Annotated in this window: 13 protein-coding genes; 5 read left to right on the top strand and 8 right to left on the bottom strand. The window is 73.6% G+C overall.

Annotation, left to right across the window (positions count from 1 at the left end; translation table 11 throughout):
- Positions 1–51 precede the first annotated feature (51 nt).
- Complete coding sequence (locus tag MUU72_RS14965) at positions 52–1,071, top strand: SDR family oxidoreductase (protein WP_248013726.1); 1,020 nt, start codon at positions 52–54, stop codon at positions 1,069–1,071.
- 23 nt (positions 1,072–1,094) lie between these two features.
- Here the strand turns inward: MUU72_RS14965 and MUU72_RS14960 are convergent, their stop codons facing one another.
- Complete coding sequence (locus MUU72_RS14960; protein WP_372503110.1) at positions 1,095–1,961, bottom strand: Rieske (2Fe-2S) protein; 867 nt, start codon at positions 1,959–1,961, stop codon at positions 1,095–1,097.
- Between the two features lie 470 nt (positions 1,962–2,431).
- On the opposite strand from MUU72_RS14960, the gene MUU72_RS14955 reads away from it, so the two are divergent.
- Positions 2,432–4,516: a catalase gene (locus tag MUU72_RS14955; RefSeq protein ID WP_248013725.1), complete on the top strand. Its 2,085-nt coding sequence runs from the start codon at positions 2,432–2,434 to the stop codon at positions 4,514–4,516.
- 295 nt (positions 4,517–4,811) lie between these two features.
- Here MUU72_RS14955 and MUU72_RS14950 read toward each other — a convergent pair whose 3' ends face one another.
- The 3 genes from MUU72_RS14950 to MUU72_RS14940 all read right to left on the bottom strand — a co-directional run bounded on the left by MUU72_RS14950 (position 4,812) and on the right by MUU72_RS14940 (position 8,220).
- Positions 4,812–5,309, bottom strand: a complete 498-nt coding sequence (locus MUU72_RS14950; protein WP_248013724.1) for a hypothetical protein — start codon at positions 5,307–5,309, stop codon at positions 4,812–4,814.
- Positions 5,306–7,711: a molybdopterin oxidoreductase family protein gene (locus MUU72_RS14945; protein ID WP_248013723.1), complete on the bottom strand. Its 2,406-nt coding sequence runs from the start codon at positions 7,709–7,711 to the stop codon at positions 5,306–5,308. Before MUU72_RS14945 ends, MUU72_RS14950 begins: the two co-directional genes overlap by 4 nt.
- Positions 7,712–7,989: 278 nt before the next feature.
- Entirely contained in the window at positions 7,990–8,220 is a 231-nt protein-coding gene (locus MUU72_RS14940; RefSeq protein WP_248013722.1) for a DUF6480 family protein, read from the bottom strand.
- Between the two features lie 485 nt (positions 8,221–8,705).
- Here MUU72_RS14940 and MUU72_RS14935 point away from each other — a divergent pair, with 485 nt between their 5' ends.
- Positions 8,706–9,596 carry an SDR family oxidoreductase gene (locus MUU72_RS14935; protein WP_248013721.1) on the top strand — a complete coding sequence of 297 codons (891 nt, stop codon included), beginning with the start codon at positions 8,706–8,708 and terminating at the stop codon, positions 9,594–9,596.
- A gap of 24 nt (positions 9,597–9,620) precedes the next feature.
- Here MUU72_RS14935 and MUU72_RS14930 read toward each other — a convergent pair whose 3' ends face one another.
- From MUU72_RS14930 to MUU72_RS14915, 4 genes are read right to left on the bottom strand one after another with little or no spacing between them, the layout of a single operon-like run.
- Positions 9,621–10,148, bottom strand: a complete 528-nt coding sequence (locus tag MUU72_RS14930) for a DUF1360 domain-containing protein (protein ID WP_248013720.1) — start codon at positions 10,146–10,148, stop codon at positions 9,621–9,623.
- Positions 10,145–10,483 (bottom strand): DUF3140 domain-containing protein, encoded by a 339-nt coding sequence (locus tag MUU72_RS14925; protein ID WP_248013719.1) that lies wholly within the window; start codon positions 10,481–10,483, stop codon positions 10,145–10,147. Before MUU72_RS14925 ends, MUU72_RS14930 begins: the two co-directional genes overlap by 4 nt.
- 46 nt (positions 10,484–10,529) lie before the next feature.
- Positions 10,530–10,730, bottom strand: coding sequence for a hypothetical protein (locus tag MUU72_RS14920; protein ID WP_248013718.1), 201 nt, complete (start codon positions 10,728–10,730; stop codon positions 10,530–10,532).
- Positions 10,731–10,787: 57 nt separating this feature from the next.
- Entirely contained in the window at positions 10,788–11,354 is a 567-nt protein-coding gene (locus tag MUU72_RS14915) for a hemerythrin domain-containing protein (protein ID WP_248013717.1), read from the bottom strand.
- A gap of 269 nt (positions 11,355–11,623) precedes the next feature.
- Here MUU72_RS14915 and MUU72_RS14910 point away from each other — a divergent pair, with 269 nt between their 5' ends.
- A complete protein-coding gene (locus MUU72_RS14910; RefSeq protein WP_248013716.1) occupies positions 11,624–12,013 on the top strand; it encodes a beta/gamma crystallin family protein in 390 nt (129 codons plus the stop codon).
- 202 nt (positions 12,014–12,215) lie between these two features.
- On the top strand, positions 12,216–13,172 hold the full coding sequence (locus tag MUU72_RS14905) for a UDP-glucuronic acid decarboxylase family protein (RefSeq protein WP_248013715.1): 957 nt from the start codon (positions 12,216–12,218) through the stop codon (positions 13,170–13,172).
- Positions 13,173–13,213 lie beyond the last annotated feature (41 nt).

Genomic DNA, 13,213 nt, shown 5'->3' with positions numbered 1-13,213 from the left:
GGCGCCGCGGTCGTGCCCCTCCCCCACTCCCCAGGAAAGGCAGCAGGTCCCATGCAGCAAACGGTCGTCATCACCGGCGCCAGCGGCGGAATCGGCCGCGCCACCGCCCGGGCGTTCGCCGCCCGCGGCGCCCGGATCGGTCTCCTGGCCCGCGGCCGGGAGGGCCTGGACGCGGCGGCCCGCGAGGTCGTCGCGGCCGGCGGCGAGGCGCTGGTGCTGCCCACCGACGTCTCCGACGCGGCCGAGGTGGAGGCCGCGGCGGACGCGGTGGAGGAGGCGTTCGGGCCCATCGACGTCTGGGTCAACAACGCCTTCACCTCGGTCTTCGCGCCGTTCACGGAGATCGGTGCGGACGAGTACCGGCGGGTCACGGAGGTGGCCTACCTCGGCTTCGTCAACGGCACGCGCAGCGCGCTGGCGCGGATGCTGCCGCGGGATGCGGGCACGATCGTGCAGGTCGGCTCCGCGCTCGGCGAGCGGTCCATCCCGCTCCAGTCCGCGTACTGCGGCGCCAAGCACGCGGTGAACGGCTTCACCTCGTCCGTCCGCACCGAACTGCTCCACACCAAGAGCAATGTGCACCTCACGGTGGTGCAGATGCCCGCGGTCAACACCCCGCAGTTCTCGTGGGTGCGGTCCAGACTGCCCCGCCACCCGCAGCCGGTGCCGCCGATCTACCAGCCGGAGGTGGCCGCCCGCGCCGTGCTGCACGCCGCCGACCGCCCCCGCCGCAAGCAGTACTACGCCGGTGGCTCCACCGTGGCCACGATCCTCGCCAACCGGTTCGCCGGGCCACTGCTGGACCGCTATCTGGCCCGTACCGGGTACGACTCGCAGCAGACCGGCGAGGAGGTCCCGCAGGACCGGCCGGACAACCTCTGGCACCCCCTGGACGGCGAGGGCGGCCACGACTTCGGGGCCCACGGCATCTTCGACGACCGGGCGCACGGCCGCTCACCGCAGCTCTGGGCCACCCGCCACCTGGGGCTGCTGGCCGGGGTGGCCGCCGGCGGCGCCCTGGCGGCCACCCTGCTGCGGTGCGGCAGGGTGGCCGGGCGCCGCGCGCCCTGATCCCCCGTCGGCGGGCCGGCGGCTCAGCCGCCCGACAGCCGCACCCGCACCGCGCCGTCCGCCTGGACGTCCACCTCGAAGGCCGGCTGCGGTGCGGTGGCGGGGCCGCTGACGTTGGCGCCGTCCGAGAGCCGGAAGACGCTGCCGTGCCAGGGGCATTCCACGCAGCCGTCGGAGACCTTGCCGCCGGACAGCGGCCCGGACTCGTGGCTGCACCGGTCGGCGAGGGCGTGGATCTGCCCGCCGGTCCGGCGGACGATCAGGACCGGGACCTCACCCAGTTCGCGGCGGACCGGCTGCCCGACGGGGAAGTCCTCGACCCGGCCGACGGGGTACCAGCGGTCCTCCAGCAGGTGCGGCACCGGTTCGGTCTTGTTGGTGCCGGCGGCCTGCCGGTAGGCGAGGTGGCCGCCGAGCATCCCGCCCACGGCCACCACACCGAGCCCGGCCCAGCCCAGGGCCTTCCCCCGCGCGCTGTGCCGGCGGCCGCGCTGGAGCCAGGAGGCGGCGTACAGGCCGGTGGCGAGATTCACGGTGGCCGCGTGCACCAGTCCGGTCCGCATCTGGTCCGACTGCTGCTCGGCCCAGTCGACCCAGCCGGCCAGGGCCGCCGGGACCGCGGCGACGACGCCCGCCCCGACCAGGACCCGGGCCGCGCGCCGGGTGCCGGGCACGGCGTCCAGCAGACCGGCCGACAGCCAGGCACCGATCGGCGCCTGGACGAGCAGGGGGTGCAGCGGGTGGCCGAGCGGCAGCCCGTGCAGCACGTCCCGGAACCGGCCGAGCGGCAGGCCGTGCACCACCCGCCGGAGCGGGCGGGCGGCCAGATCGAGGCCCTTGCGCCGTTCCAGGCCGTCCAGCGCCCGCAGCAGGGGCGATTCCGCGGGCACGGCCTTGGCCCGTACGGTCGTGGCCGCCAGGGCCGGGACGATCCCTTTCCGCAACGCTGTCCAGCGCACCTTCACACCCTCTCGACGCGGCTTGTCCCACCGGGGGCCGGGCCATGGCGACCGCCGCGCCCGGGCTGCCATGCTGCACCACCCGGGCACCGCACACCGGGCGCCGCCCCGATAGCCGCGTTCCACGCCGCGTCCGGCGTAATCCCTCCGAAAGGGCGTTAATCCCGGAGTGTGCCGGGAACGCGTGGAAAGAGCAGCGGTCGGACTGCGGCCGGCCGGTCGGCACAGCGCCGCGGCACCGGGCCCCGCACGATTGCCAGGCGTTCCGGAAGACACCGCATGCCCCGCTCCGCGCCCGGCACCGCGAAACGGCCCCGGGCGGTACCGGGTGCCGGCGGACCCCGCCGACCGGAGGAATTGGCAGGAAACCGCAGCCCCCTACGGAAAACCGGAGGCATGAGTTGACGGACAAGAAGCAGGAGCAACGGGAAGCGCACTACGCGGCCGATCCGGCCGGTGGCCCCCTCACCACCGACCAGGGCGTCACCGTCGACCACACCGACGATTCCCTCCAGGCCGGTGAACGCGGCCCCACGCTCATGGAGGACTTCCATTTCCGGGAGAAGATCACCCGCTTCGACCACGAGCGCATCCCGGAGCGGGTGGTGCACGCCCGGGGCGCCGGCGCGTACGGCTACTTCGTGCCGTACGAGTCCTGTGCCTCGTTCACCAGGGCGGCCTTCCTCCAGGACCCCTCGGTGCAGACGCCGGTGTTCGTGCGGTTCTCGACGGTGCAGGGGCCCCGCGGGTCCGCCGACACGGTGCGTGACGTCCGGGGTTTCGCGACGAAGTTCTACACCTCGGAGGGCAACTACGACCTGGTCGGGAACAACTTCCCGGTCTTCTTCATCCAGGACGGCATCAAATTCCCGGATTTCGTGCACGCGGTGAAAATGGAGCCGCACAACGAGATCCCCACCGGCGCCTCCGCGCATGACACCTTGTGGGACTTCGTGTCGTTGCAGCCGGAGACGCTGCACACGATCATGTGGCTGATGTCGGACCGGGCCATCCCGCGCAGTTACCGCATGATGCAGGGATTCGGTGTCCACACCTTCCGCTTCGTCAATGCCGAGGGCAAGGGCACGTTCGTCAAATTCCACTGGAAGCCGAAGCTCGGGGTGCATTCGCTGGTCTGGGACGAGGCGCAGGAGACCATGGGCCGCGATCCGGACTTCAACCGCCGCGACCTGTGGGAGTCCATCGAGGCCGGTGCGTACCCGGAGTGGGAGCTGGGCGTGCAGCTGGTGCCGGAGGAGGACGAGCACTCCTTCGACTTCGACCTGCTGGACGCCACGAAGATCATTCCTGAAGAGCTGGTGCCGGTGCAGCCCATCGGCCGGATGGTGCTCAACCGCAACCCGGACAACTTCTTCGCGGAGACCGAGCAGGTCGCCTTCCACACCGCCAACGTCGTGCCGGGCATCGACTTCACCAACGACCCGCTGCTCCAGGCACGCAACTTCTCCTACCTGGACACCCAGCTCATCCGGCTGGGCGGGCCCAACTTCGCGCAGATCCCGGTGAACCAGCCGGTCGCCCCGGTCCGCAACAACCAGCGCGACGGCTACCACCAGGGCCGGATCCACCAGGGCACCAGCTACTCCCCCAACACCCTGGGCGGCGGCTGCCCGGCGATCGCCGACCCCTCGGACCCGGCGTTCCGGCACCTGACGGAGCGGGTCGACGGGCAGAAGATCCGCCGCCGCAGCCCCAGCTTCACCGACCACTACACCCAGGCGGCGCTGTTCTGGCACAGCATGGCCGACTGGGAGCAGCAGCACATCGTGGACGCCTTCCGCTTCGAGCTGGGCAAGGTCAACTCCATGGACGTGCGCGAGCGTACCGTCGGGCAGCTGGCGAAGGTCGACCACGGCCTGGCCAAGGCGGTCGCCGAGGGCATCGGTGTCGCCGAGCCGGCCAACTCCGCCGACGCCCCGCGCCCCACGCCCTCCCCGGCGCTGAGCCTGGAGAACAACAAGGGCGACGGTTCCATCAGCACCCGGCAGATCGCGGTACTGGTGACGGACGGGGTGAACGCGGCGCAGATCTCGGCCGTCAAGGAGGCGCTGAGCGGCCAGGGTGCCGTGGTGGAGGCGCTGGCCCCCAAGGACGGCGAGGTCTCCGGCGGTTCGGGGAACGTGGCCGCGGACCGGGCGCTGCCGACCGTCGCCTCCGTCCTGTACGACGCCGTCCTCGTGCCGGACGGCGGTCTGGGCGCCGGGGACTCGGCGGCGGACGGGATGGCCCGGCGCTTCGTGCGGGACGCCTACCGCCACGGCAAGCCGGTGGCCGCGCTGGGCAGCGGGGTCGAGATCCTGCGCTCGCTGCTGCCGGACACCATCCGCACGGCCTCCGGCGGCGACGGCCCGGTCAGCGACCAGGGGGTGGTCACCGCCGCGGACACCAGTGACGGCTTCCTCGAAGCCTTCGTGGCGGCCGCCGCCGAGCACCGGTTCCCCAACCGTCCGCTCCCCCGGACCTGACCGGTCCTTCGGAACACCGAACTCCCCGCGGGCGGCCGGGCCGCCTGCGGGGAGTTCGGTGCGCCGGGGTGCGCCGGGGTGCGCCGGGGTGCGGGGGCGGCCCGTGCGGAACGCGCCGCACGGTCAGGCCAGGTGCCCGGGAGTAGGTAGCCGACTGGTCCGCCGCCCCTGACCGACCCTGGACCCTGGTCCGCCGGAGCACAAGGCGCCATGCCCCGCAGTACCCCGACGGACCAACGGTGCGGCAGCTCCCCGCAACGGGCCCGGGCGGGCCGGGAGCGGCCCGGCCGGGCGGTCAGTCGGCGACCGCGACGGCCTGCGGCGCGACGTCCTTGATGCGGGTGGTGATCCACTTGATCTGGGTGAGGGTCTCGTCGTGGCAGGCGGTCCCCGACTCCAGCAGTTCGCGGTCGCGCAGTGCCTGGGCGACCTGGCCGAGGACGACCCAGTGGATGCTGGCCGCCTGGGCCTTCTCGTGGAGCAGGCACAGGTCGTGGAGCAGGGCGAGGCCCGGGGTCGGGCGGTCGCCGCGGACCTCGGCGGCGGTGTGCCGGAGGGCGTCCCGTACGGCCGCCAGGGGCTCGGCGGTTCCCGGGGCGTGGATCCGGACGTCGAAGCGCTCTGCCCAGGCACGGATCCGTTCGGCGTGCCGGTCGCACTGTTCGGCGACCGTGCGGGCCGGGTAGTGCGTTCCCGCGTCGGCTGCCTGGCGGTCCGCCACGGACCGGTAGGTCTTCGCCAAGTCCGTTTCGGCGTCGTGGAGTTCGCGGAGCAGGGCACCGGTCTTGTTCATCGCTGGGCCTCCGGGGCGGCGGACGGCGGGGGGTCGTCGGTCGCGGACAGGGCGGGCTCGCTGACCACGACGGGCCGGCCGCCCGCCTCGGCGTCGGCGAGCTTGGTCAGCCGGACCGGGGTGACCTTGTAGACGGGCTGCTTGGACACCGGGTCCCATTCGGTGCGGGTCAGTTCGTTGGCGGCCCGGTCGTGCCGGTCCGGGTCCGCCTGGTCGAAATAGCCGTAGTGGAACGGGACGAAGACCACGCCGGGGCGGCTGCCGCACAGCACGGCGGGTGCCTCGACCTCGCCGCGGCGGGAGGACACCCGGACCAGGTCGCCCTCGGCGATGTCCCGGCTGTGCGCGTCGTCGGGGTGCAGCTCCACCCACATCTCCGGTGCCGCCTCGTTGAGTTCGCGGACCCGGGCGGTCTTGGTGCGGGTGTGCCAGTGGTAGACGCCGCGCCCGGTCGTCAGGTACAGCGGGTAGGTCTCGTCGGCCGGTTCGTGCGGGGGCAGGTAGTGCGCCGCCTTGATGACCGCCCGGCCGCCGGGGTCGTGCTCGCGGTATTCGTCGGCCTGGCACTGGGCGCCGGTGGTCAGGTCGTGCCCGTAGTCCTCGCAGCGGTCGGCGGCGGTGGGGAAGACGTGGTCGGTGTAGAGCCGTTCGGTGCCGTCGGGGGCGGCCTCCGTGCACGGCCACTGGATGCCGCCGCTGCCGCGCAGCCGTTCGTAGCCGAGGCCGGACTGGTCGCAGGGGCGGCCCTTGGTCAGCGCGATGAAGTCGTTCCAGGCGTCCTCGGGCTGGTGCCAGGGCAGCAGCGGCTTGCCGTCGCGGTCGGTCAGCTGCATCCGGTGGGCGTAGTCGAGCAGCACCGCGAAGTCGCTGCGGGCGTCGCCGGGTGGCTCGACGGCCTTGTGGGAGAGGTGGACGGTGCGGTCGGCGTTGGTGAAGCAGCCGGTCTTCTCACCCCACATGGCGGCGGGCAGCACCACGTCGGCCAGCGCGGTGGTCTCGGTGGGGAAGGCGTCGGAGACGACCAGGAAGAGCCGGTCGGAACCGAGGTTGGCGCGGATCCGGCGGAGTTCGGGCAGCGAGACGGCGGGGTTGGTGCCGGTGATCCAGAGGAACTTGACGGTGCCTTCCTCGCAGTGCCGGAAGATCTCCATCGCGTGGGTGGGCGGCGACCAGTGCGGGATGTGCAGCGCGTCGACGTTCCAGTGCTCGGCCAGGCGTTGCACGTGGACGTCGTTCTGCCAGTTGAGGTAGGCGGGCAGGGAGCCGTTGGCGCCGGTCTCGCGGGTGTTCTCGGCGGTGGGCTGGCCGTTCATCTGGAAGACGGTGGCGCCGGGCCGGCCGATCATGCCGCGCACCAGATGGATGTTGTTGATCTGCACGGCGGCCGCGGTGGCCTGGTGGGACTGGTAGACGCCCTGGAGGACGGTGGAGACCAGCCGGTGCGCGTCGCCGATGAGCTGGGCCGCCCGCCGGATGAGGCGGGCGGGGACACCGCAGATCTCCGCGGCGCGCTCGGCGGGGTAGTCGGCGACGGTCCGGGCCAGGTCCTCGAAGCCGGTGGTGTGGTCGTCCAGGAACGCCCGGTCGATCCGGTCGTTGCTGATCAGTTCGTGCAGCACCGCGTTGAGCAGGGCGACGTTGGTGCCCGGGCGGATGGGGAGGTGGACGTCGGCCGCCCGGGCGGTCGCGGTCAGGCGGGGGTCGACGACGATCAGCCGGGGGCGGTCGGGGCCGTGCAGCCGGTCGAGCATCCGGGCCCACAGCACGGTCTGGGTCTCGGCGACGTTGTGGCCGACGAGGAACAGCGTGTCGCAGTGGTCGATGTCGGTGTAGGAGCCGGGGTCCCCGTCGCTGCCGAAGCTCTCGATCAGCGCCCATTCGGCGGTGGCGGTGCACAGCCGGGTGTTGCCGTCCAGGTGCGGGGTGCCGATGCCGCCGCGGGCGATCAGTGCCTGGGCGTAGTACTCCTCCGCGAAGAGCTGGCCGCTGGTGTAGAACGCCATGGCCAGCGGGCCGTGTTCGGCCAGGACCGCGCGGGAGCGCTCGGTGACGGCCGTCATGGCGGTGTCCCAGTCGACCCGGCGCAGGGTCCCGTCGACGCGCAGCTGGGGGTGGCGCAGCCGGTCGCGGGAGTGCCCGGCCTGCCAGCCGAACAGCCCCTTGGGGCCGAGCCGGCCGTGGTTGACGCGGTCCTCGGCCCGGCCGCGCACGCCGACGATGCGGCCGTTGGCGACCGCGATGTCCAGTCCGCAGCCGTTGGAGCAGAGCACGCAGGCGGACGGCACCCAGCGTTCGACGTGGTCCTGGGGGATCGCCAGGCACTCGTCCACCCGGAGCGGCCAGGTGCCGCCGGCGGGGAACGGGGTGCGTTTGCCCCATACGTCGCTGATCCGGTCAGCCATCGGATGATCCCTTCCGTACCGTGTGCCGGGCCGGCCGCGGGACGCCGCTGCACGGGCCCGGCGGGACTGCGCGGAGCGCGGGGGCACCCGGCCCGGCCGTGCGCCGCCCCGCCTCGGGTGACCGGCCGGCCGCGCGGTCCGGTACGCGGTGGCGCGCCCGGGCCGGGCACCGTGGGGCAACGTGCCCGCGGTCCGCCGCCGCACACGCTTCCGCGGTCCGGCCCGCGGGATGACGCAGCGTCAGGTGCCGGTCGCCGGGGGCGGGCCGCGGCGGCCGGTCACCCGGCCACGATCACGGCGTAGGCCACGAAGAAGGCCACGACGAGGACGACCACGATGCCGATGATCACGGTCGGTCCCTTGGCCCAGCCTCCCTTCGCCTTGTGCCGCGGGCCGGTCTCGGTACCGGTGCCGGATTCGGCCGGTGGCGTCTCTCCCGGCGGGACGCCGCCGCCCGGCTCCAGGCCCGGGGTCTTGCGCGGATCCGGATCAGGGCTGTGTCCGCTCATGCGGGCCGCCTCCCCACATCGTCCGTTTCGCCGCGGAGCCGCGGGGCGCGGATCCGCATCGCCCCGAGGACGCATACCCGGCATATCGGCGGGCACGCGACCGGTGGGCTGGTGTGCAAGGCCCGTGGTGCACGGGGCTTCCGGCGGCTGCCGGGGCATGCGCCCCCTGCGAACTGTCCACCACCTCTCACTGTCACCGGGTGGCCGGACATGGGCAACCGTTGCCACCCCACGTGGCCGCCCGTACGCGCTGTGCACCGCCGCCTTGCCACCCCACGCCCCGCGCTCCCGGCGGCCCGGCCCCTGCCGCGGCCGCCCGCCCGGCCCGGCAGCGGCCGGTGCGACCGGGATGCGGCGGCCACGGCGGGCTCGCAGCCTGGAAGTCCGGGCCCGGCAGCCCGCCGCGCCCCGCCGCGGCCCTGGCACCCGGCACCCGGAGCGGCAGGGCGTTCGGAAGACAGTGCGTGTACGAGAGGAGTGCGCCCATGGCAGGCGAGAACACGGGCCCCAGCGACCCGGTCACCAAGCATCCCCGTCCGGAGTTCCGGCAGCAGGAGCAGCGGCACCCCGGCTGGACCGGGCCGATGGACCCGCCCCCCGACCACGGTGAGGACTCCTATCAGGGCAGCGGTCTGCTCGCCGACCGCACGACCGTCATCACCGGCGGCGACTCCGGGATCGGCCGGGCCGTCGCCCTGGCGTTCGCCCGGGAGGGCGCCGATGTCGTCTTCACCCATCTGCCGGAGGAGGAGCAGGAGGCGGAGGAGACCAGCCGGCTGGTGCGGGAGGCCGGCCGGACCCCGGTCGCGGTGCCCTGCGACGTGCGCGAGGAAGCGCAGTGCCGGGCGCTGGTCGAACGGGCCGTCCGGGAAGGCGGGCGGATCGATGTGCTGGTGAACAACGCGGCGTTCCAGATGTCGCAGCCGGACGGTATCCAGGCCATCACCACCGAGCAGTTCGACCGGGTGGTGCGCACCAACCTCTACGCCATGTTCTGGCTGTCGAAGATGGCGCTGCCGCACATCCCCAAGGGCGGCTCGATCATCAACTCCACGTCGGTGCAGGCGTACAAGCCCAGTCCGCACCTGCTGGACTACGCGATGACCAAGGGCGCCATCGTCACCTTCACGCAGGGGCTCGCGCAGATGGTGGCCGAGCAGGGGATCCGGGTCAACGCGGTGGCGCCGGGCCCGGTGTGGACGCCGCTGATCCCGGCGACGCTGCCGGACACCACGAGCTTCGGCAAGCAGGCGCCGCTCGGGCGTCCGGCGCAGCCGGCCGAACTGGCGCCCGCGTACGTCTTCCTCGCCTCGGACCGGGCGAGCTACATCACGGCCGAGATCGTCAACGCGACGGGCGGCACGCCGCTGCCCTGACGCCGCCCGGCATGCCGACTCCCGCTATTTCTCGGCCTGTTGCTGGGTGAGGCTCCAGGCGTACTGGAGCCAGTCGGCGAAGGTGACGGCCGTGAGGCCCCCGGCGACCAGCCGGGTGGCCCGCGGCGCCACCACCGAGCCGCAGAACAGCACGCCGCCCACCCAGGGCGCCAGGCAGAACGGGCACGCCAGCAGCTCGCCGGCGGCCAGGCGCAGGCCGTGGCCGCGCGGCTCGTCCATCACCTCGCTGGCGCTGATGGCCTCCTTGCGGCGGGTGAAGGGGGCGCGCAGAAAGCTGGTGATCTTGTCCTTGGCCACCGTCCGGGACGCCTTGTAGGCGGCGGTGCCGAGCAGGAACAACTCCCACGGCGGCAGCCGGTCCGGCAGCGGCCGCCGGGCCGCGCGGACGCCCGCCGCGAAGAGCCCGAGGCTTGCGACGTAGCACGCGGCGAGCGTGGCGTAGCCCCGGAGCGGGATCTCCGCCTCGGAGCCGGCGGTGTAGGCCGCGAAGGGCCCGGTGTGCTCCGGGCGGTCCGGCGCCGGGCCGGTCACGACGGCTTGAGCGGGTCGTGGCCGATGTCCATCAGGCCGTGCCGCCAGTCGGCGCCGCCGGCCGTCGGTTCGCCGCCGGGGCCGTGCTGGGAGCGGACGATCTCGCAGACCCGGCGCATCACCTCGACGTCGTCGTCGGTGAGGTCGGTGCGGCGCTTGCCGAGGATCGTCAGGACCCGGCGGCCGCGCTCCCCGCCCGCCCGGTCGGGGACCTCCTCGGCCTCCTCACCCGCCGCCTCGGTGCTCAGCCACTCCTGGAGCTCCCGGGACGTCATGTTGACGGCCGTGTGGAACTCGTCCCAGAGTTCGTCACTCACCTTGCCGGATACCGCCACGGTCTCTCTCCCTGCGTTCGGCTCGGACGCCCGCCGGTGGGCGGCGTCACGGGTGGTCGGGGCGCTGCTCCTCGGGGGCTCCGCCGCCCCGGCCGCCGCCCTTGGCGCCCTTGTTGCTGCCGTGCGCCTTCCGGCTGCCGCCGGGTCCGACCGCACGGTCGGAACCGGCCTTCGCCTCGGCGGAGTCCTGGACGGTCGCGCCCTTCTTGCTGCGGCGCACCGAGGGCTGTTGGGGGTTCTTCGACATCGCTCACACGCTCCTCGGTCGTTCTCGGTCCGGTGCCGTCCGCCGGCGGGACGCCGGTCAGGCGATGTGGTGCCGACGGCCGCTGAGCAGGTCGCGGGCCCGGTCGACGAGACCGGCGCCCGGCGCCAGCAGCTTGTTGGCCGGCGGGGTGTCGGGGGCCGAGGGGTGGGGGCGGGTGGGGGCCCTCTTCTTGGCCCGCCGGACCTTGTCGCCCAACTCGTCCAGGACCGCGGCGGAGCAGGCGTCGGCCAGCAGCGGGAACAGCCGGCTCTCCTCGTCCCGGACGTGCGCCTGGACGGTGGTCTTCAGCGTGGCGATCTGCTGGTCGAAGCGGTCGTCGGTGGCGTCCAGGGACTCCAGGGCCTTCAGCAGCCGCTCGACCTCGGCGTGGTCCCGCAGCTCCTTGTCCGCCAGGGTGCGGCCGCCCTCGACGTGCTCGCGCACCGCGGGGTAGAGGTGCTGCTCCTCCGCCACCGAGTGCCGGACCAGCTCCACGGTGATCCGGTCCGCCAGCTCCCGGCGCCGCTCCGCTCCGGCGGGCTGCGCCATGAGCGCGTCGAAGAGCTCGTCCACCTCCCGGTGGTCCGCCGTCAGCTCATTGATGACATTTCCGCCGTGTCCCATGAGAGGGGCTCCTTCGGTCCGGATGAGGTGGCGCGATCGGGCCGCTGGGCCGGTGTGCCCGGCGGGTGCCGCCGGGGGTGGCGCGGGAGTTGCCGCACGCGGGCCCCGCCCCCTGTCCGTCCAGTATCACGCGCACCGTGCCGGGCCGCCCGGCGAGTGGGACGGCGCCCGGTGCCCGTATGGCGCCGGCGGCCAGACGTACGACGCTGGGAGGAGCGCCCGCGGATCCCCGGGGGCGCGGGGCGGCCGACGGCGACGGAGGAGTGGGCATGGCGGTGCGGGTCATCGACGGTTCCGGGACGGCGGTCTGCGGCGCGTCCTGCTACGCCCTCTACGAAGGCGTCCAGTTCAACGAGCACCGGGACCCGGCCCGTCGGGTGCTGGTCGCCGACGAGGGGGTGCCGGACCTCGCCGCGCACGGTTTCGACGGGGGCGTGGCGTCCCTGGTCAACCTCACCGGGCTGTCGCTGGTGCTCTACACCGAGCCCGGCTACCGGGGCGAGAGCCTGATGTTCGGCCCGCTGCTCGCGCCGGGCGAGCTGGCGGGGTACCGGACGGCGTCGGGGGCGGGCTGGGACCGGTGCGTCCGTTCCGTGGACCTCGTCCCGGCCCGCCGGACCGGTCCGCGGCCCGGCCTGGTCGACGACGCCCGCGGGTAGGTGCGGGGCGGGAACGCCGCTGACCTGCTGGAACGGGGTTCACGGCGGCCGGGCGGCAGGCGTTTTCGGGGCCCCGGAAGCCACTCGACCGGCCGAGTTCGCCTCGCTGCGATCCGTCACCGCCTTGACGCTGTTCGAGGGGCACCGGCCGCCGGAACGGCCGCGCCAAAGGGCTCCTACCCAGTGCGAGGAGGCGATCGGCATGGCACATCCGCACAGGTGGCAGCGCGCCGTGGTGACCGGCGGCGCGGGCTTCGTCGGTTCGCATCTGTGCACCGCCCTGCTCGCCGAGGGCACGTCGGTGGTCTGCGTGGACGACTTCAGCACCGGCAGACCCGAGAACGTCGCGCACCTCCGCGCGCACCCCGGCTTCAGCATGGTGGAGGCCGACGTGGCGGAGCCCTTCGAGGTGAGTGAACTCCCGGACCTGGTCCTGCACTTCGCCTCCCCGGCGTCACCCGCCGACTACCTGCGGCTGCCGCTGCACACGCTGGAGACCGGCAGCCTGGGCACCCGGAACGCCCTGCGCCTGGCGCGCGAGAGCGGCGCCCGCTTCCTGCTGGCGTCCACCTCGGAGGTGTACGGCGATCCCCAGCAGCACCCGCAGAGCGAGGACTACTGGGGCAATGTGAACCCGGTCGGCCCGCGAAGCGTCTACGACGAGGCCAAGCGCTTCGGCGAGGCGCTGACCTCCGCCGAGGCCAACGCGCACGGCACCAACACCGGCATCGTGCGGCTGTTCAACACCTACGGGCCCGGGATGCGGGGCCACGACGGGCGCGCGGTGCCGACGTTCGTGCGGCAGGCCCTGACCGGCGACCCGCTGACCGTGACCGGCGACGGTTGCCAGACCCGTTCGCTGTGCTACGTGGACGACACCGTGCGCGGCATCCTCGCCATGGCCGCCTCCGATCTGCGCGGTCCGGTCAACCTGGGCAACCCCGATGAGCTGAGCATGCTCGAACTGGCCCGGCTGATCGTGGAGTTGGCGGGCTCGCGGTCCTCGGTGCGGTTCATCGAGCGGCCGGCCGACGATCCGGCGGTGCGCTGCCCCGACATCACCCTGGCCCGCGACAAGCTCCAGTGGGAACCGCGGGTGGCCGCCCGGGACGGGCTGGCCCGCACCATCGCCTGGTTCCGCGACCACCCCGGCGGCTGAGCCGGCTCCGCGACCGAGCCCGCCCGCGCCCCGTACGAAAG

It is taken from the genome of Streptomyces rhizoryzae (genome assembly GCF_023155275.1).
GTDB lineage: Bacteria > Actinomycetota > Actinomycetes > Streptomycetales > Streptomycetaceae > Streptomyces > Streptomyces rhizoryzae.
This window is presented reverse-complemented; position numbering and strand designations above follow the sequence as displayed.

Excerpts from the sequence above, each read along its gene's own strand:
- MUU72_RS14965 (WP_248013726.1), top strand. The coding sequence starts at position 52 with ATGCAGCAAACGGTCGTCATCACCGGCGCCAGCGGCGGAATCGGCCGC.
- MUU72_RS14950 (WP_248013724.1), bottom strand. The coding sequence starts at position 5,309 with ATGAACAAGACCGGTGCCCTGCTCCGCGAACTCCACGACGCCGAAACG.
- MUU72_RS14945 (WP_248013723.1), bottom strand. The coding sequence starts at position 7,711 with ATGGCTGACCGGATCAGCGACGTATGGGGCAAACGCACCCCGTTCCCC.
- MUU72_RS14940 (WP_248013722.1), bottom strand. The coding sequence starts at position 8,220 with ATGAGCGGACACAGCCCTGATCCGGATCCGCGCAAGACCCCGGGCCTG.
- MUU72_RS14935 (WP_248013721.1), top strand. The coding sequence starts at position 8,706 with ATGGCAGGCGAGAACACGGGCCCCAGCGACCCGGTCACCAAGCATCCC.
- MUU72_RS14920 (WP_248013718.1), bottom strand. The coding sequence starts at position 10,730 with ATGTCGAAGAACCCCCAACAGCCCTCGGTGCGCCGCAGCAAGAAGGGC.
- MUU72_RS14915 (WP_248013717.1), bottom strand. The coding sequence starts at position 11,354 with ATGGGACACGGCGGAAATGTCATCAATGAGCTGACGGCGGACCACCGG.
- MUU72_RS14910 (WP_248013716.1), top strand. The coding sequence starts at position 11,624 with ATGGCGGTGCGGGTCATCGACGGTTCCGGGACGGCGGTCTGCGGCGCG.
- MUU72_RS14905 (WP_248013715.1), top strand. The coding sequence starts at position 12,216 with ATGGCACATCCGCACAGGTGGCAGCGCGCCGTGGTGACCGGCGGCGCG.